The sequence below is a fragment of the Kitasatospora sp. cg17-2 genome (genome assembly GCF_054031055.1).
This window is the reverse complement of sequence record NZ_CM132923.1, coordinates 3,996,053-4,013,658: the sequence shown is the minus strand read 5'-3', so window position 1 is coordinate 4,013,658 and position 17,606 is coordinate 3,996,053. Positions and strand designations below refer to the sequence as shown.

At 73.2% G+C, this 17,606-nt stretch carries 13 protein-coding genes; 9 read left to right on the top strand and 4 right to left on the bottom strand.

Features of this window, described 5'->3' with window-relative positions:
• The first annotated feature begins 1 nt into the window (after nucleotide 1).
• Together mtrB and ACW14Y_RS16595 are read left to right on the top strand one after the other, a co-directional pair.
• Nucleotides 2-2,140 (top strand): MtrAB system histidine kinase MtrB, encoded by a 2,139-nt coding sequence (mtrB, locus tag ACW14Y_RS16600; RefSeq protein ID WP_419932153.1) that lies wholly within the window; start codon nucleotides 2-4, stop codon nucleotides 2,138-2,140.
• A complete protein-coding gene (locus ACW14Y_RS16595; RefSeq protein ID WP_456987395.1) occupies nucleotides 2,115-4,004 on the top strand; it encodes an LpqB family beta-propeller domain-containing protein in 1,890 nt (629 codons plus the stop codon). Before mtrB ends, ACW14Y_RS16595 begins: the two co-directional genes overlap by 26 nt.
• Nucleotides 4,005-4,017: 13 nt before the next feature.
• Here ACW14Y_RS16595 and ACW14Y_RS16590 read toward each other — a convergent pair whose 3' ends face one another.
• On the bottom strand, nucleotides 4,018-4,809 hold the full coding sequence (locus ACW14Y_RS16590; RefSeq protein ID WP_456987393.1) for a ComF family protein: 792 nt from the start codon (nucleotides 4,807-4,809) through the stop codon (nucleotides 4,018-4,020).
• Between the two features lie 366 nt (nucleotides 4,810-5,175).
• On the opposite strand from ACW14Y_RS16590, the gene hpf reads away from it, so the two are divergent.
• Entirely contained in the window at nucleotides 5,176-5,871 is a 696-nt protein-coding gene (gene hpf, locus ACW14Y_RS16585; RefSeq protein WP_380305083.1) for a ribosome hibernation-promoting factor, HPF/YfiA family, read from the top strand.
• A gap of 265 nt (nucleotides 5,872-6,136) precedes the next feature.
• A complete protein-coding gene (locus ACW14Y_RS16580) occupies nucleotides 6,137-6,895 on the top strand; it encodes a response regulator (RefSeq protein WP_380305085.1) in 759 nt (252 codons plus the stop codon).
• A 70-nt stretch (nucleotides 6,896-6,965) separates the two neighbouring features.
• Here ACW14Y_RS16580 and ACW14Y_RS16575 read toward each other — a convergent pair whose 3' ends face one another.
• Entirely contained in the window at nucleotides 6,966-8,180 is a 1,215-nt protein-coding gene (locus ACW14Y_RS16575; protein WP_380305087.1) for a winged helix-turn-helix domain-containing protein, read from the bottom strand.
• A gap of 120 nt (nucleotides 8,181-8,300) precedes the next feature.
• A complete protein-coding gene (locus tag ACW14Y_RS16570; RefSeq protein ID WP_456987390.1) occupies nucleotides 8,301-8,906 on the bottom strand; it encodes a GNAT family N-acetyltransferase in 606 nt (201 codons plus the stop codon).
• Nucleotides 8,907-9,157: 251 nt separating this feature from the next.
• On the opposite strand from ACW14Y_RS16570, the gene secA reads away from it, so the two are divergent.
• Nucleotides 9,158-11,920 carry a preprotein translocase subunit SecA gene (gene secA / locus ACW14Y_RS16565; RefSeq protein WP_380305091.1) on the top strand — a complete coding sequence of 921 codons (2,763 nt, stop codon included), beginning with the start codon at nucleotides 9,158-9,160 and terminating at the stop codon, nucleotides 11,918-11,920.
• A 197-nt stretch (nucleotides 11,921-12,117) separates the two neighbouring features.
• Here secA and ACW14Y_RS16560 read toward each other — a convergent pair whose 3' ends face one another.
• The gene (locus ACW14Y_RS16560; protein WP_456987387.1) at nucleotides 12,118-12,606 is read right to left on the bottom strand and encodes an Rv3235 family protein; all 489 of its coding nucleotides are present in this window, start codon (nucleotides 12,604-12,606) and stop codon (nucleotides 12,118-12,120) included.
• Between the two features lie 421 nt (nucleotides 12,607-13,027).
• Between ACW14Y_RS16560 and ACW14Y_RS16555 the strand changes: the two genes are divergently transcribed.
• From ACW14Y_RS16555 to pruA, 4 genes are all read left to right on the top strand, one after another.
• Nucleotides 13,028-14,137, top strand: a complete 1,110-nt coding sequence (locus tag ACW14Y_RS16555; RefSeq protein WP_456987385.1) for a patatin-like phospholipase family protein — start codon at nucleotides 13,028-13,030, stop codon at nucleotides 14,135-14,137.
• 198 nt (nucleotides 14,138-14,335) lie between these two features.
• Nucleotides 14,336-14,845, top strand: coding sequence for a DUF6912 family protein (locus tag ACW14Y_RS16550; RefSeq protein ID WP_266269693.1), 510 nt, complete (start codon nucleotides 14,336-14,338; stop codon nucleotides 14,843-14,845).
• A 104-nt stretch (nucleotides 14,846-14,949) separates the two neighbouring features.
• Nucleotides 14,950-15,606: an HAD family hydrolase gene (locus ACW14Y_RS16545; RefSeq protein ID WP_380305097.1), complete on the top strand. Its 657-nt coding sequence runs from the start codon at nucleotides 14,950-14,952 to the stop codon at nucleotides 15,604-15,606.
• A gap of 186 nt (nucleotides 15,607-15,792) precedes the next feature.
• A complete protein-coding gene (gene pruA, locus ACW14Y_RS16540; protein WP_456988185.1) occupies nucleotides 15,793-17,418 on the top strand; it encodes an L-glutamate gamma-semialdehyde dehydrogenase in 1,626 nt (541 codons plus the stop codon).
• Nucleotides 17,419-17,606 lie beyond the last annotated feature (188 nt).

The following is a 17,606-nucleotide window of genomic DNA, read 5'->3' as shown; positions in this document are numbered from 1 at the left end:
GATGTACCGGGCCGACGAGACCCCGGCGGGTACCGCGACCGACGGGGGTGGCGGCGCCGTGCGCGGGGACGTACTGAGTTCGACCGTGCGCAGCCGCCGCCGGCGGGGGCCGGTCGCCCTGCTCGCGCTGGTGAACCGACAGCTGCGCCGCCCCCTGAACCGGGTGGCGGCGCTGTACCGGCGGTCGATCCAGCTGCGGGTGGTGGCGGCGACGCTGCTGCTGTCGGTCGTGGTGGTGATGGTGCTGGGCGTCGTCGTGGTGGCGCAGGTGCGCACCGGGCTGCTGGAGACCAAGCGGTCGGCGGCCCGGGACCAGGCGCTCGCGGGGTTCCAGACCGAGCTGAAGAAGATCGACGACGCGGACGACCTGCGGCTGCGGACACCGACCACCGATTCGGCCCCCGAGGGGCTGGGCACCTGGCTGCTCCAGCAGGTCGGCGACCTGGCGGCGAGCGGGCAGAACGTCTACTCGGTGATCGCGATGCTGCCCGGCACCGGCCAGACCGTCCAGCCGGAGAAGGCCGGCCTCGGCCCGCGCTACTCCGCGGACATCCTGCCGAGCAGCATCCCCGACAGCCTGAAGGCCAGGGTCGCGCAGGAGCCCGGCCAGAGCTTCAGCCAGCCCACCCGGATCCAGCGCTCGCCGGAGAGCCACGCGGACACCGAGCCCGGGCTGGTCTTCGGGCAGCAGTTCACCGGGCCCGGCAACGGCAGCTACCAGCTGTACTACGTCTTCTCCTTCGGCCAGGAGACCAAGACCCTGGGCCTGGTCACCGGCACGCTGGCGACCGCCGGGGTGTTCGTGGTGATCATGATGGGCGGCATCGCCTGGCTGGTGGTGCGCCAGGTGGTGACACCGGTCCGGATGGCCGCCGGGATCTCCGAGCGGCTGGCCGCCGGGCACCTGGAAGAGCGGATGAAGGTCACCGGCACGGACGACATCGCCAGGCTGGGCGAGTCGTTCAACCGGATGGCCAACGCGCTGCAGGCGCAGATCCGGCAGCTGGAGGAGCTCTCCCGGGTGCAGCGGCGCTTCGTCTCGGACGTGTCGCACGAGCTGCGCACGCCGCTGACCACCGTCCGGATGGCCGCCGACCTCATCTACGACAGCCGCGAGGACCTCGACCCGATGGCGGCCCGCTCCGCCGAACTGCTCCAGGGGCAGCTGGACCGCTTCGAGTCGCTGCTCGCCGACCTGCTGGAGATCAGCCGCTTCGACGCGGGCGCGGCCGTCCTGGACGCCGAGCCGGTCGACCTGCGCGAGATCGTCGGCCGGGTGGTCGAGGCCGCCGATCCGCTGGCGCAGGCCAAGGGCAGTGCCGTGGTGATCCGCGGCGACGGCGAGCCGGTGCTGGCCGAGGTCGACTCCCGGCGGATCGAGCGCATCCTGCGCAACCTGGTGGTCAACGCGCTGGAGCACGGCGAGGGCCGGGACGTCGTGGTCCGGCTGGGTTCGCGGGACGGCGCGGTCGCCATCGGCGTCCGGGACTACGGCATCGGCCTCAAGCCGGGCGAGGCGTCCCGGGTGTTCCACCGGTTCTGGCGGGCCGACCCGTCCCGGGTGCGGACCACCGGCGGCACCGGTCTCGGCCTGTCGATCGCGGTCGAGGACGCGCATCTGCACGGCGGCTGGCTGCAGGCCTGGGGGGAGCCGGGCGGCGGCTCGCACTTCCGGCTCACCATGCCGCGCACCCGCGGCGGCGAGATCAGCCGGGCGCCGTTCCGGCTGGAGCCGGAGGACTCCCGCAACAACCGGGGCCTGGGTACCTACGGGGCGCCGTACCGGCGGGCCGCGCGCCCGGCCGGGGCGACCGCCCTCACCGCGACCGACGAGCAGGCCGTCCCGGAGACGCCGGACACCTCCGGCAGCGGGTTCGGCAGCGGGCTCGGCGGTGTGCTGAGCATCGGTCCCGGCCTCGGCCGGCGGCCGGTCGAGGGCCCGCGCGCGGATCCGTCCGACGTACTGCCGGTCGGTGCGGGGTACGGTGCGACCGGGGCCCAGGTCGTGGTGGACCCGACGCCCGGTCGGCCGTCGGTGACACAGCGGACCGCGGGACCGGACGAGGCCGCAGGGGCGGACGGCACGGGTGGAACGGACACGGAGGGGTCGCAGCGTGCGAAGGACCAGCGCCAGGATTGAGCTGCGGCTGGCCGGGACGGCGGGCGCGCTGGTGGGTGCCCTGCTGGCCGGCGGCTGCGCGGCGATGCCGGATTCCGGGGGCGTCACCAAGATCGAGCTGTCCAAGAGCTCGGCGGAGAAGAACCTCCAGGTCAGGGTCTTCCCGGTGGAGCCCGCCAAGGGAGCCAAGCCGCAGGACCTGCTGGCCGGCTTCCTCGACGCGCTGACCGCCGACGACAGCTATGTGACGGCGCGCAAGTACCTGACGCCCGACGCCCGGACCACTTGGAACCCCGAGGCGGGCATCAAGGTGCTCGCCGCCAACCCGGGGCACCTCAAGGTGAGCGTGACCGACAACGACACCGAGATGTCGATCCCGGTCCCCGGGCAGCTGGTCTCCCAGGTGGACGACCGGCACTCGTACATCGGCGACTCACCGCGCATGATCGAGTTCAACTTCTCCTTCGTGCGGGAGAAGGCCGGCGAGTGGCGGATCGACAAGCTGCCGGACGGGCTGATCCTCAACGAGGTCAACTTCCGCAACAGCTACCGCCAGGTCGACCGGTTTTTCTACGCCGCGCCCGACCCGTCCGCGCCGACGGCGGCCTCGGTGACCAACCAGGACGTGCTGATCGCCGACCCGATCTATCTGCGGCGCCGAATAGACCCGCTGGGTTCGGCGGTCCGCGCGCTGGTCTCGGGGCCGTCGACCTGGCTGGCGCCGGTCGCCAGCTCCGCCTTCCCGGCGGGCCTCGGGCCCAACGCCGTCGATTCGGTGACCCTGGACGACAACCGCACCGGGCACGTGACGCTCGTCGGGGTCGACCTCGGCAGTGCCACCGCCTGCCGGCGGATGGCCACCCAGCTCCTCTACACCCTTGCCGACCAGGGCACCGGGCAGGTCGAACGGCTGGAGCTCAAGGCCAAGCACGGCGGTCCGGTCTGTCAGGCGAGCCGCGCCGACGAGCCCGCGACCGGGCCCGGCTCGCTGGCCGGGCAGATGTCCACCCGGCAGTTCTACCAGCGGGCCGACGACGGCGTGCTGCACGAGACGCGCGGGGACGCCGTGGGCGAGCCCGTGCATGGACCGCTGGGACGGGCGCAGCAGAGCGGGCGGCCGCTGGGCGCGGTCGCGGTGGCCCGTGACGGCGAGCGCGCCGCGGCGATCAGCGCCGACGGCCACCAGCTCTTCACGGTGCCGTTCCTGGACTCGCTGCCGGCCATGCCGCAGCCGGTGCTCACCACGCCGAGCCGCCCCGGCTCGAAGGGTGACGACGGGCTGACCTCGCCGACCTGGGACGGGCGCGGCGACCTGTACGTGGTGGACCGCGACCCGACGGCGCCGCGGGTGCTGATGGTGCGGGACAAGCAGGCCGTCCCGGTGGCGGTGGACGACCTGGTCGGGCGCTCGGTGCAGGGCATCAAGGTGTCCTCGGACGGTGTCCGGGTCGCCCTGCTGCTGAAGGAGGGCAAGGAGAGCAAGGACCAGCGGCTCTGGCTGGGGCTGCTCGTCCACGGCGGTACCAAGGACGCCCCGACCGCGAGGATCACCGGGCTGCGGCTGGCCAACCCGGCGTTCCAGGAAGTCCTGGCGGTGTCCTGGGCGGAGGCCGACCAACTGCTGGTGCTGGGCAAGGAGAAGGACAAGGCCCAGCAGTTGCAGTACATCAGCACCGACGGGTCGCAGAACCGGGACGCGCGGCTGCTGGGCGGCGGGGAGATGGTCGCCGTCGCCGCGTCGGAGTCGCGGGGGACGAACGCGCTGCCGGTGCCGCCGGTGCTGGCGCTGGAGAGGGCAACGGGCAAGCCGTACCGGCTGGTCAACAACCAGTGGCGGGAGCTGGTGCTGCCCTACAACGCCTCCGCGTTCGTCTACCCGGGCTGACGCCCGGCGCCCGTCACCAGCGGGGGTTGTCCGGGTCGGGGGTGTCCGGGCGGCGCCGGTGGTGGTGCGGGACGGCGGCCGCGACCGTGGCGGCCGCGGCGGGCGGCAGGCCGACGGCGGACAGTGCCCGGGTCGCCTCGACGAGGCTGGCGCCGGTGGTCACCAGGTCGTCGACCAGGACCGGCCGGTACCCGGCGGGGCCGGGACGCTCTGTCGGGGAGGGTCGCCGGAGGCGGCCGGGCGGCCGCACGGTGAGCGCGCCCCGCAGATTGTGGTGGCGCTCGGCCGCGGAGAGTCCGGCCTGGTCGGCGACCGGCCGGGCGTGGCGCAGCAGCGGCAGCGCGCGGGCGTCCAGGCCCTCCCGGCGCAGGGCCCCGGCGGCGGCGCGGGCCAGCCGCAGCGTGGGGTCGTGCCCCCGGGCGCGGACCGCCGCCCGGGCCGAGGGGACCGGGACCAGCAGCAGCGGTGCCCGCCCCGGGCCCGGGCCGAGTGCGGAGCGCACCGCCCGGGCCAGCGCCTCGCCGAGCGGGCCGGCCAGCCCCAGCGCGCCGCGCTCCTTGTGGGCGAGCAGCAGTCGCCGGACCGGACCCTCGTACGGCGCGGCGGCGTGCGCCCGGGGGAGGGCCGCGGCGGGCGTCGGCGGGGTGGTGGCGAGGAGACGGCGGCACCCCGGGCACAGGTGGCCGAGGTCCGCGCCGCAGCCCGCGCAGGGGGCCGGGAGCAGCGCGTCGAGGACGCCGGTCAGGACGTGGGCGAAGGGCCCCCGGCCGGACTGCCGGTGGGGTGGTGCGGAGGTCCGCTGCACGGCTGCTCCTCGCGGGTGGGACACGGAGAGTGAGCAAAGAATGCGCCGTACGGGGGGTGTTGTCCAGGTATTTACCTGTGTTTCACTCGCGAGAGGGTAGACAGGGGTGCACCAGCTTGACCGCCGGCCCGTCACTCCGTCATACCCGAACTCTCCGCCGGAGAGGCGAAAACCCCGTGTGAGGTGTTCGATAAGGCTCCAGGGGGTTTCAACCGTCCCTGGTGGGGAGGAAGTGCAGTGAGGGCCAGTCGTTCCCACCGTTGCCGGTGGAGCGGAGGGCCGGCGGAAGTATCGGCTGGTCCGGCTGGTCTCAGTCCGGTCCGGTAGCACCCGGGCCGGCGACAGAACGAGGGATCGGAGTTCTGCGTGGACATCGTCGTCAAGGGCCGCAAGACCGAGGTGCCGAAGAGGTTCCGGGATCACGTGGCCGAGAAGCTGGAGAAGGTCCAGAAGTTCGACACCAAGGCGATCAGCCTCGATGTCGAGGTGTCCAAGGAACACAACCCGCGGCAGGCCGACCGGTCCGACCGCGTGGAGATCACCCTCCGTACCCGTGGCCCGGTGATCCGGGCCGAGGCCGCCGCCGCTGACCCCTACGCGGCGCTCGATCTGGCCTCGGCGAAGCTCGACGCCCAACTGCGCAAGTCCGCGGACCGGCGTCGGGTCCACAAGGGCGGCAGCGGCAGCCGCACCCCGATCAGCGTCGCCGAGGCGACCGCGGCCCTCGCCGCGCTGCCCGAGTCGAAGCCGTCGGAGAGCAGCACCAACGGGGCCGTCCGCAAGACCATGATGGGATCCCTGGAAGTGGAGGGCGAAGGCCCGCTGGTGGTCCGGGAGAAGACCCACCCGGCCGCCCCGATGGCGCTCGACCAGGCGCTCTACGAGATGGAGCTGGTCGGCCACGACTTCTACCTGTTCGTGGAGAAGGACAGTGGCCTGCCGAGTGTCGTGTACCGCCGGCACGGTTACCACTACGGCGTGATCCACCTGAAGGCCGACGGTTCGTCCGTCGAGGGTGGTGGCGCCGGTGGTGCGATCGGCGCGGGCGACGACGAGGACTGACCGTCCGGACAGCAGGAGAGGGGTGACCCCGGTGGCGCTGCCGCCGGGGTCACCGGCGTTCCGGGGCGCGGTACGTCGTGTTCGGGGGCCGGGGCACGGTACGTCGTGCTCAGGGGGCCGGTGGGCCGGGATCCGGGGCCGGTATGCGGACACCGGTCACCGGACAGGTCACCCGTTGCGGGGCAATCGGCACCGGAGGGTGACCGCGAGGGCCCCCGTCCGTGGAATGATTGGCCGACGACGACCGGCGACGGGGGAGGAGCGGATGGGGGATCACTTCGGGCTGGGGCCCGCGACAGTGCCGGTCGTGGGGGTGTCGCCCGGCCTGGGGGCCGAGTCCGACTACGCACCGCGCCGGGGGGAGCCGATCCGCGTCCTGGTGGTGGACGACCACGCGTTGTTCCGCCGCGGCCTGGAGATCGTGCTGGCCGAGGAGGAGGACATCACCGTCGTCGGCGAGGCCGGGGACGGCGCGGAGGCGGTGCTCAAGGCGGCCGACCTGCTGCCCGACATCATCCTCATGGACGTCAGGATGCCGCGTCGCAGCGGGATCGAGGCCTGCACCGCGATCAAGGACGTCGCACCCAGCACCAAGATCATCATGCTGACGATAAGCGACGAGGAGGCCGACCTCTACGAGGCGATCAAGGCGGGGGCCACCGGCTACCTGCTCAAGGAGATCTCCACCGACGAGGTCGCCACCGCGATCCGCGCGGTCGCCGACGGGCAGTCCCAGATCAGCCCGTCGATGGCGTCCAAGCTGCTCACCGAGTTCAAGTCGATGATCCAGCGCCGCTCCGACGAACGGGACTTGGTGCCCGCGCCGCGACTGACGGACCGGGAGCTGGAGGTGCTGAAGCTGGTGGCCACCGGGATGAACAACCGGGAGATCGCCAAGGAGTTGTTCATCAGCGAGAACACCGTGAAGAACCATGTGCGCAACATCCTGGAGAAGCTGCAGCTGCACTCCCGGATGGAGGCCGTGGTGTACGCGATGCGGGAGAAGATCCTCGAAATAGGGTGACCGCGGGGCCCGGTGGGCCCGGCGGGCCCCGACCGCCGGGGCGGTCGGGGCATCCCGTGCGGGTGCCCGGTCAGGCCAGCAGCCGCTCCAGCGCCGGGCGCAGCGACTCGTCGTGCAGCGCCTCGACCCGGACGGCGTCGCAGCCCACCCAGCCGGCCGCCTCGCGCAGCGCGTCGGCCAGTGCCTCCAGGTGCCGGGGGGAGTCCAGCGAGACCTGACGCGCCACCAGGGTCTTCCCCTCGCGGGCCGGGTCGACCCGGCCGACGAGCCGGCCGCCGGTCAGGACCGGCATCGCGAAGTAGCCGTGCACCCGCTTGTGCTTGGGGGTGTAGGCCTCCAACCGGTGGAGCATGCCGAAGATCCGCTCGGTGCGCGGGCGGTCCCAGACCAGCGAGTCGAAGGGCGACAGCAGCGTGGTGCGGTGGCGGCCGCGCGGCGTCGTGGCGAGTGCCTCGGGGTCGGCCCAGGCCGCGCCGGGGCTGCCGTTCGGGCCCCAGCCGGCCACCTCGACCGGGACCAGGCCGGAGTCGGGCAGCACCGCGTCCACCTGCTCGGCGCGCAGCCGGTAGTAGTCGACGATGTCGGCCCGGGTGGCCACGCCGAGGGCCGCGCCGGACTGGGCGACCAGGGTGCGCAGGCACTCGGCGTCGTCCGGCTCGGCGGCGAACAGCTCGGCGGGGACGGCCTGTTCGGCCAGGGCGTAGACGCGCTTCCAGCTCCGGCGCTCGGTGCAGACCACGTCGCCGAAGGCCAGTGCGCGCTCCACCGCGATCTTGGTGTCCGACCAGTCCCACCAGTCGGCGGTCTTCTTGGCGCCGCCCAGCTCGGTCGAGGTGAGCGGCCCCTCGGCGCGCAGCTTGTCCAGCACCGAGCGGTAGGTCTCCGCCTCGCCCTGCTTGCCCCAGACGTGCGTCTTCGCGCGGTAGCGGCGGCGCCGGAAGGCGAACAGCGGCCACTCCTCCATCGGCAGGATGCACGCCGCGTGCGACCAGTACTCGAAGCTCGTGCCGGAACCCCAGTACGCCGTCTCGACCGTGGGGCGGCCGACCGCGCCGAGCCGGGCGTACGGCACGAGTTCGTGGGAGCGGGCCAGCACCGAGATGGTGTCGAGCTGGACGGAGCCGAGCCGGCGCAGCATCCCGCGCACCCCGCCGCGGCGGTCGGGCGCGCCGAGCAGGCCCTGGGCGCGCAGGGCGATCCGGCGAGCGTCGTCGGCACCGAGCGCGGTCACCGGGGCGGGGAGGGAGGACGGGCCCGAGACCGGGCCGGGGGTCGAGGCGGTCATGCCGGCGAGCCTAGAGGTGGGCACCGACAATTCGCCCGGCCGTCCGGAGTCCTGGAGTTCTGGGGTCCTGGGGCTCCGGACGTCCGGGCGGGCGGGCGCGGCGGTTCGGCCGGGGCCGGGTCAGTCCGCGAGGTCGCCGGGCAGCAGGGAGGCGATCCACGAGTCGTGGAACTGCCCGCGCTGCTCGGCGTACGCGCGCAGGGTGCCCTCGAAGCGGAAGCCGACCTTGGCGGCGACCGCGCGGGAGCCGTCGTTGCCCACGTAGGCGAGCCACTCCAGTCGGCGCAGGCCGAGTTCGGCCAGTCCGTAACGGGCCACCGCGGTGGCCGCCTCCACGGTGTAGCCGCGGCCGCGGAACTCCTTGGTCGCCCACCAGCCGATCTCGGCGACGGTCCCCCCGGCGCGGAGCGCCAGCCCCTGGGTGCCGACCAGTGCGCCGGACTCCCGCTCGAACACGCACCAGACCGGGTTCTCGCCGGTCCGCCAGCCGTTGAGGGCCAGATCGGACACGAAGTACTCGGCGTCGCTGCGCCGGTACGGACTCGGGACGACCGTCCAGCGCTGGATCTCCGGGTCCTGGCAGGCGGCGTTGATCGCGTCGATGTCCGACTCGCGCGGAGCGCGCAGCACGAGGCGCTCGGTGGTGAGGACGACGGGCTCGCGGGCGGGGTCGGCGGCGGGCGGGCCGGACTGCTCCCCGGCGCGGGGTTCGGGGCTTTCTTCCATGGGCGGATTATTTCGTCCAGAGATGAATCCGAGCATCCGATTAACGGTCCCGGGCGCCCAACTCTCCGGACGGCTGCCCGGTTTGCCCCGGTGGGGAATGCTATCGGGGCATGTGCTCGCAGGGGTGACACGGGAATACCGTGCTGACGCACCTCCCGAGGCATTGGGCTCCTCGCATACGATGGCCCGTGCGGTGGGGTGGATCCGCCGTGCAGTCGTCCAGTGCCAATACAGGCAAGGAGCCCGCTCACGTGTCCGTCTTCGACAAGATCCTGCGCGCCGGCGAAGGCAAGATCCTTCGCAAGCTGCAGCGGATTGCCGCCCAGGTCAACTCCATCGAAGAGGACTTCGTCAACCTCACCGACGCCGAGCTTCGCGCCCTGACGGACGAGTACAGGCAGCGACTCGTCGACGGCGAGTCCCTGGACGACATCCTCCCCGAGGCCTTCGCCACCGTCCGCGAGGCCGCCAAGCGCGTCCTCGGCCAGCGGCACTACGACGTCCAGATCATGGGCGGCGCCGCGCTGCACCACGGCTACGTCGCCGAGATGCGCACCGGTGAGGGCAAGACCCTCGTCGGCACCCTGCCCGCGTACCTGAACGCGCTCTCCGGCAAGGGCGTGCACCTCATCACGGTCAACGACTACCTCGCCGAGCGCGACTCGGAGTGGATGGGCCGGGTGCACCGCTTCCTCGGTCTCGAGGTCGGCGTGATCCTCGGCAACATGACGCCCGCCGAGCGCAAGCGCCAGTACGGGATGGACATCACGTACGGCACCAACAACGAGTTCGGCTTCGACTACCTGCGCGACAACATGGCCTGGTCGAAGGACGAGCTCGTCCAGCGCGGCCACAACTTCGCGGTGGTCGACGAGGTCGACTCGATCCTCATCGACGAGGCCCGGACCCCGCTGATCATCTCCGGCCCGGCCGACCAGGCGACCAAGTGGTACGCCGACTTCGCCAAGCTGGTGCTGCGCCTCAAGATCGACCGCGACTACGAGGTCGACGAGAAGAAGCGCACCGTGGGCATCCTCGAGGAGGGTGTCACCCGGGTCGAGGACTACCTCGGCATCGACAACCTCTACGAGTCGGTGAACACCCCGCTCGTCGGCTTCCTGAACAACGCCATCAAGGCCAAGGAGCTGTACAAGAACGACAAGGACTACGTCGTCATGAACGGCGAAGTCATGATCGTTGACGAGCACACCGGCCGTATCCTGGCCGGCCGCCGCTACAACGAGGGCATGCACCAGGCGATCGAGGCCAAGGAAGGGGTGGAGGTCCAGAACGAGAACCAGACCCTGGCCACCATCACCCTCCAGAACTTCTTCCGCCTGTACGACAAGCTGGCCGGTATGACCGGTACCGGTACCACCGAGGCGGCCGAGTTCCACCAGATCTACAAGCTCGGTGTGGTGCCGATCCCCACCAACAAGAACCCGCTGCGCATCGACCAGCCCGACCTCATCTACAAGTCGGAGCCGGCCAAGTTCGCGGCCGTGGTCGAGGACATCGCCGAGAAGCACGAGAAGGGCCAGCCGGTGCTGGTCGGCACCGTGTCGGTCGAGAAGTCCGAGTACCTGTCGCAGGAGCTGCGCAAGCGCGGCATCCCGCACGAGGTGCTGAACGCCAAGCACCACGAGCGCGAGGCGCAGATCGTCGCCCAGGCGGGCCGCAAGGGCGCCGTCACCGTCGCCACCAACATGGCCGGCCGAGGCACCGACATCATGCTCGGCGGCAACGCCGACCACCTCGCGGCGGCCGAGCTGGCGCAGCGCGGGATCACCCCGGAGGACAGCCCGGAGGAGTACGAGGCCGGGTTCCCGGCCGCGCTGGAGAAGGCCAAGGCGGCCGTGAAGGCGGAGCAGGACGAGGTCAAGGAGGCCGGCGGCCTCTACGTCCTCGGCACCGAGCGGCACGAGTCCCGCCGGATCGACAACCAGCTGCGCGGCCGCTCCGGCCGTCAGGGCGACCCGGGCGAGTCCCGCTTCTACCTGTCGCTCGGCGACGACCTGATGCGCCTGTTCAAGGCCGGCATGGTCGAGCGCGTGCTCTCGATGGCCAACGTGCCCGAGGACGTGCCGATCGAGTCGAAGATGGTCACCCGGGCCATCGCCTCTGCGCAGACCCAGGTCGAGCAGCAGAACTTCGAGATCCGCAAGAACGTCCTCAAGTACGACGAGGTGCTGAACCGCCAGCGCGAGGTCATCTACGGCGAGCGCCGCCGGGTCCTGGAGGGCGAGGACCTGCAGGAGCAGGTCGGCCACTTCATGGACGACACCGTCGAGGCGTACGTCAACGCCGCCACCGGCGAGGGCTTCGAGGACGACTGGGACCTGGAGAAGCTCTGGACCGCGCTCAAGCAGCTCTACCCGGTCACCCTGGACCTGGCCGAGCTGGAGGAGGAGGCCGGCGGCGCCGCGGGCCTCACCCCGGAGTTCCTCACCAAGGCCATCCAGGAGGACGTCCAGGGCCAGTACGGCGCCCGTGAGGACCAGCTCGGCGAGGAGATCATGCGCGAGCTGGAGCGCCGGGTCGTGCTCTCGGTGCTGGACCGCCGCTGGCGCGAGCACCTCTACGAGATGGACTACCTCCAGGAGGGCATCGGTCTGCGGGCCATGGCGCAGCGCGACCCGCTGGTCGAGTACCAGCGCGAGGGCTTCGACATGTTCACCGCGATGATGGAGGGCATCAAGGAGGAGTCCGTCGGCTACCTGTTCAACCTGGAGGTCCAGGTCGAGCAGCAGGTCGAGGAGGTCCCGGTCGAGGACGCCCAGGTGCTGCTCGACAAGCTGGAGAAGGACGCCCCCCGTCCGGAGATCAAGGCCAAGGGCCTGGAGGCCCCGAAGCCGCAGCGGCTGCACTACACGGCCCCCTCGGAGGAGGTCGGCGGCGGTGTGGTCGAGGGCGAGTTCGACGACCTCGGTGTCGAGGACGAGGGCGACGGTCTGACCCGCGCCGAGCGCCGCAAGGCCGCCAAGTCGGCCAAGGGCCGCCGTCGTAAGAGCTGAGACGGGGCCGACCTGACCGGTCGGCCGCCGCGCCGGGCGCCGCTCCCTCACGGGGGCGGCGCCCGGCGTCGTTCCCGGGGTCGCCCGCGGTGCCGGGAGTGCCGCCGGTGCGGGAGGTGCTGGGGGCGCCGGGGGTGCTGCGGCGGGGTCCGCCCACCGGGCGGGCGGGGACGGGTGCGCGCACGGTCCGGGGCGGCTCACCGGGCCTCCACGGCGGTGCACTGCCACTGGCCGGACGGCCCTCGCGGCTCCAGCCGGAACGCCACCATGTGGTGCCGGCCGCCGAGGTCGACCCGGACACAGGCCTCGACGGCGCCCGGCGCGGGCGAACGGTCGTGCACCGGACCGAGCCTCGGCCGTTCGCCGCCCCGCGTCCCGCGCAGGGTGCCGGCCCGGACCAGGGCCGACAGCTGGCCGTAGCAGTCCAGGGTGGTGTGGCGCAGCAGCTGTCCGGACGGCCGGGAGCCGGTCAGCACCTCCACCAACCGGTGCGCGAACCGTGTGCTCAGACCGCCCTGCGGGTCGTGGCGCGGTCCGTCGGCGCAGGCCGCCCTGGGGTGGCGGGGGCGTCGCGGTTCGGCGGCCGTCCGGTGGTCCCGGCTGGTGCCGCGCGGGCGGTACGGGCGCGCCGACAGGACGGCGGGCGGGGCGAGCGGGGGAGCGGCGCGGTTCGGGCATGTGGTCATGGGCCTTCCTCGGAGCGGCGGGCGGGTCGGGGCCCGGGCGGGGCCTGGTCGGCTGCTGCTGTCGGGGCGCCGCGGCGCGGGCGCCGCGGTCGGTGGGTGGTGCGGGTGCGGACGGGTTCCTTGTTAGCGGCCGTCCGCGGCGGGCGGCAACGGCTTTGCGCGGGGCGTCCCGGCCCCCGGAAAGTTCACCTATCCGGGTGAGTCGGCCCGTACGGGAACGGGTTCGGGCCGGAGCCGGTCGGCACCGGGTTGACTCACCGGGAAGAACGGGAAAGCCCGAAAGAGGACGGTCGGGTTCGCCAGGACGGGCGTTGCGGCCCGGGCCGGTCGACGCGCAGGATCGGAGACCGGAGCGGGATCGGGCCGCCCGCCGCGCGCCCCCTCCGGACCAGCACCGCCCCGACGAGGACAGGCGGCCGGCATGACGACATGGGTATCCGGGACACGACCGACGGCGCCGCGGGCCGCCGGGGCTCCCCGACGCGGTCTGGTGCTGGGCGGCGGGGGCATGCTCGGCGCGGCCTGGACGGTGGGCGCGCTCTGCGCGGTGGAGGAGGCGACCGGCCGCCGGGCCGGTGACGCGGACGTGGTGCTCGGCACCTCGGCCGGCGCCATCCTGGGCGCGCTGCTGACCGCCGGGGTCGGCGCCGACCAGCTCCGGGACCACCAGCGGGGACTGCCGATCACGTCCGGGCCGCTGGCCGGGGTCGACTTCGACTACGACACGGCGGTCGGCGGCGCGCTGCCGCCGCGGCCCCGGGCGGGCATCGGTTCGCCGAGGCTGCTGCGGGACGCCGTGCGGCACCCGCGCGAGTTCCCGCTGCTCACCCTGGTCTCGGCGATGGCCCCGCACGGCCGGGGTTCGCTGGAGCCGGTGGGCGCGCTGGTGAGCGGCCTGTTCGGCGGTGCCGGGGCGACGGCCACCGGGGTGGCCGGAGCGACCGGGGCGGCCGGACGCGCGTCGGCGCTGCGGGTCGTGGCGGTGGACTACCGCAGCGGCCACCGGGTGGTCTTCGGCGACCCGGACGCCCCGCCCGCCGGGGTCGGCGAGGCGGTGATGGCCTCCTGCGCGATCCCGGGCTGGTTCGCCCCCGTCCGGGTGGGCGGGGCGGACTACGTGGACGGCGGCTGCTGGTCGGCCACCAACGCCGACCTGCTGCTCGGCCGGGGCCTCGACGAGGTGTACGTCCTGGCGCCGATGGCGCTGTGCAGCGACCCGCCGGGGCGTCCGCAACCGGGGCACTCGGAGTCCGTCCCGGGCGCGTCCGGATTCGCGCGCGCCCGGCGCGGGCGCGACCTGCCGCGCGGGGTGCTCGCCCAGGTGGTCGGCCGCTACCGCAGGGCGGTGACCCGGCAGCTGCTGCGCGAGGCCGGACTGCTGCGGGCGGCCGGCGTCCGGGTCCATCTGCTCGCGCCCGCACCCGCGGACCTGGCCGTGATGGGGCCGAACATGATGGATCCGTCCCGCCGGGGCCCGGTCCTGGAGAGCGCGCTGGACACCTGCCGCCGGGTCCTGGCGGCCACCCGCTGATCCGGGACGGCCGGCGGGACAGTCGGCCGGACAGCCGGTGGGACGGGCCCCGGAAGGGCGCCCGGTGGGCCCGCCGGGGCGCGCGCACGGCCCGACGGGAGGGCCGACGGGGGCACGGGTGATCGCGACGCCGCGTCCGGAGCTTATTCTTGGGGACGCTGGAAGCTGTGCCGCTGGACGAACCGGAGAGTGCCACCGATGCGCGTGTACGTGCCCACCACCCTGACCGGCCTGGCGGCGGCGCACTCGGGCGGCGCGCTGGAGCAGTCCGCGGCGTACGCCGTGACGCCCGCGCTGCGCGAGTGGTACGTCAGCGACGACCTGGAGGAGCTGGAGTACGCGGCCCTCAACCGCGCCGCCCAGTCCTCGCTGCGCCTGCTGGCCGCCGAGCCGGACGCCCCGCGCCGCCGGGTCGTGATCGCGCTCGACGTCGCCGACTCGGCCGTCACGCCGTTCCCCGGCGACGAGTACCAGGACCAGGCCTCGCTGGGCCGGGTGGTGCTGGCCGGGCCGCTGAAGCTGGCCAAGGCGGCCGCCGTGCACGCCGATGTCGCGGACAGCGACGTGGTGGCCGACGTGGCGGCGGCGGTCGGGGCGGTAGTGGCCGCGGACGCGGGCGACCAGGACGCCCAGTTCACCGTGGACGGTGCGGAGGACCACGACCTGCTGTGGTTCGCCACCCAGGAGATCGCCGGCCTGCTGGCCTGAGCCCGCGCCCGGTCCCGCACCACGAGCACCACGAGGACCAGGGGCCGCGGGCACCGTGAGCCCCGTCCTACCGGTCCGGCCGGGCACGGCGCTACCGTTCAGACGTGCGCACTCATATCGTCTGGGACTGGAACGGAACGCTCTTCCACGACATGGAAGCGGTGCTCGGAGCGAGCAACGCGGCGTTCGAGACCATCGGCGTCGCGCCGATGACGCTGCAGGAGTACCGCGAGCAGTACGAGATCCCGATCCCCCGGTTCTACCAGCGGCTGCTCGGCCGGCTGCCCTCCGAGGCCGAGTGGCTGCGGCTGGACGACGCGTTCCACGACCGCTACCACCAGCTGAGCGCCGCCTGCGGTCTCACCGAAGGCGCCCTCGAACTGCTGGACGGCTGGCGGGCGGCCGGGCGGAGCCAGTCGCTGCTGTCCATGTACGAGCACGACCGGCTGCTGCCGGTGGTCGAGGGCTTCGGCCTGACCGGGCAGTTCCTGCGGGTGGACGGGCGCAGCGGCCCGGCCGGCGGGCAGAAGGCCGAGCACCTGGTCCGGCACCTGGCGGCGCTGGGCACCCAGGTGGACCCGGCCCGCACCGTGCTGATCGGGGACGCGGCGGACGACGCGCTGGCCGCGCTGGAGGCGGGCGCGCACGCCGTGCTCTACACCGGCGGCTCGCACACCAGGGAGAAGCTGGAGCCGGTCGGCGTGCCGGTGGTGGACAGCCTGGCGGAAGCGGTGGAGCTGGCCGGCCGGATCACCGGCTGAGGCGTTCCCCGGCGGCGGACCGGCCCCGGCCCGGCGGCGGAGCGGCCGTGGACGTGGCACGCGCCACTCCACCGTTGGCGTGTCCGGGCGGGCGCGGCGCCCCCGCGCTGGTCAGGCTGGACGGGTGCCGGGCCCGTCGTCGGAACGGGCCGGCCGCCCCACCAGGAGCGGAGCCCGCCCATGCCCATCGACGCAGTCACCGACGTCCCGGTCCCGGGCAACGAGCCGGTGCTCGGCTACGCGCCCGGCAGCCCGGAACGGGAGCGGCTGGTGCGCCGGCTGGACGAGCTGGCGGCCGAGCCGGTCCCGCTGCCGATGACCATCGGCGGCGAGCAGCGGTTCGGCGGCGGTGAGCGGATCGACGTCGTCCAGCCGCACCACCACGCGGCGAAGCTGGGGGTGCTGGGCAACGCCACCCGGGAGGACGCCAGGGCCGCCGTGGACGCCGCGCTGGCCGCCGGGCGGGACTGGCGCGGGCTGTCCTTCGACGACCGGGCGGCGGTCTTCCTGCGCGCCGCCGACCTGCTGGCCGGGCCGTGGCGGGAGACGCTCAACGCGGCGACCATGCTCGGCCAGTCCAAGACCGCCCAGCAGGCGGAGATCGACTCGGCCTGCGAGCTGATCGACTTCTGGCGCTACAACGTCCACTTCGCCCGGCGGATCCTGGCCGAGCAGCCGGTCTCCTCGCCCGGGGTGTGGAACCGCGTCGACCACCGCCCGCTGGAAGGTTTCGTCTACGCGGTCACCCCGTTCAACTTCACCGCGATCGCCGGGAACCTGCCGACCGCGCCCGCGCTGATGGGCAACACCGTGGTGTGGAAGCCTGCGCCGACCCAGACGCTGGCCGCGTACCACCTGATGCGGCTGCTGGAGGCGGCCGGGCTGCCGCCCGGGGTGATCAACCTGGTCACCGGCGACGGGCAGCATGTGTCCGCGGTGGCGCTGGCGGACCCGGCCCTGGCCGGGCTGCACTTCACGGGTTCCACCGCGACCTTCCAGTCGCTCTGGCAGACGATCGGCGCCAACATCGGCGGCTACCGCGGCTACCCCCGGATCGTCGGCGAGACCGGCGGCAAGGACTTCCTCCTGGCGCACCGCTCGGCCGACCCGGACATCCTCAGGGCGGCGCTGATCCGGGGCGCCTTCGAGTACCAGGGCCAGAAGTGCTCGGCGCTCTCCCGCGCGTACCTGCCCCGCAGTCTCTGGCAGCGGATCAAGGACGACCTGCTCGCCGAGGTGGACGCGCTGCCCGTCGGTGACGTCACCGACCTCTCGAACTTCATGGGCGCGCTGATCGACCGGCGCGCGTTCGAGCGGAACCGGGACGCGATCGAGCGGGCCAAGGCCGACCCGACGGTGGAGCTGGTGGCCGGCGGCCAGTACGACGACGCGATCGGCTGGTTCGTCCGCCCGACCGTGCTGGTCTCCTCGGACCACCGCAACGAGATGTTCCGCACCGAGTACTTCGGCCCGATCCTGGCCGTGCACGTCTACGAGGACTCCCGCTGGGACGACGTGCTCGGTCGGGTCGACGCGGGCGCCCCGTACGGGCTGACCGGCGCGGTGGTCGCCCAGGACCGCTACGCGATCGCGCAGGCCCTGGAGGCGCTGCGGTTCGCCGCCGGGAACTTCTACATCAACGACAAGCCGACCGGCGCCGTGGTGGGCCAGCAGCCGTTCGGCGGCGGCCGGGCGTCCGGCACCAACGACAAGGCGGGCGCGCCGCAGAACCTGCTGCGCTGGACCTCGGCGAGGTCGATCAAGGAGACGTTCGTGCCGCCGACCACCCACGTTCACCCGCACATGGGCTGAATGCCGACCGTGTGCACACCTGCTCCGCACGAAGTTCCGGCTTTCGGCGCAAACCGGCAGGCTGATTGGACAAGCTGTCCAGGACGGCCCGATCTTCCTGCAGGTTTGCGCCTGCTTGTCCCCTGACACCTTCGATTGATCCCGTTAGGCTGGCTGGCGTCGTCGGGTGGCTCCGCAGGCCGAACGTT

What these genes read in the sequence shown, in the direction of transcription:
- mtrB (WP_419932153.1), top strand. Translation starts at nt 2, where the DNA reads ATGTACCGGGCCGACGAGACCCCGGCGGGTACCGCGACCGACGGGGGT.
- ACW14Y_RS16580 (WP_380305085.1), top strand. Translation starts at nt 6,137, where the DNA reads ATGGGGGATCACTTCGGGCTGGGGCCCGCGACAGTGCCGGTCGTGGGG.
- ACW14Y_RS16575 (WP_380305087.1), bottom strand. Translation starts at nt 8,180, where the DNA reads ATGACCGCCTCGACCCCCGGCCCGGTCTCGGGCCCGTCCTCCCTCCCC.
- ACW14Y_RS16570 (WP_456987390.1), bottom strand. Translation starts at nt 8,906, where the DNA reads ATGGAAGAAAGCCCCGAACCCCGCGCCGGGGAGCAGTCCGGCCCGCCC.
- ACW14Y_RS16560 (WP_456987387.1), bottom strand. Translation starts at nt 12,606, where the DNA reads ATGACCACATGCCCGAACCGCGCCGCTCCCCCGCTCGCCCCGCCCGCC.
- ACW14Y_RS16555 (WP_456987385.1), top strand. Translation starts at nt 13,028, where the DNA reads ATGACGACATGGGTATCCGGGACACGACCGACGGCGCCGCGGGCCGCC.
- ACW14Y_RS16550 (WP_266269693.1), top strand. Translation starts at nt 14,336, where the DNA reads ATGCGCGTGTACGTGCCCACCACCCTGACCGGCCTGGCGGCGGCGCAC.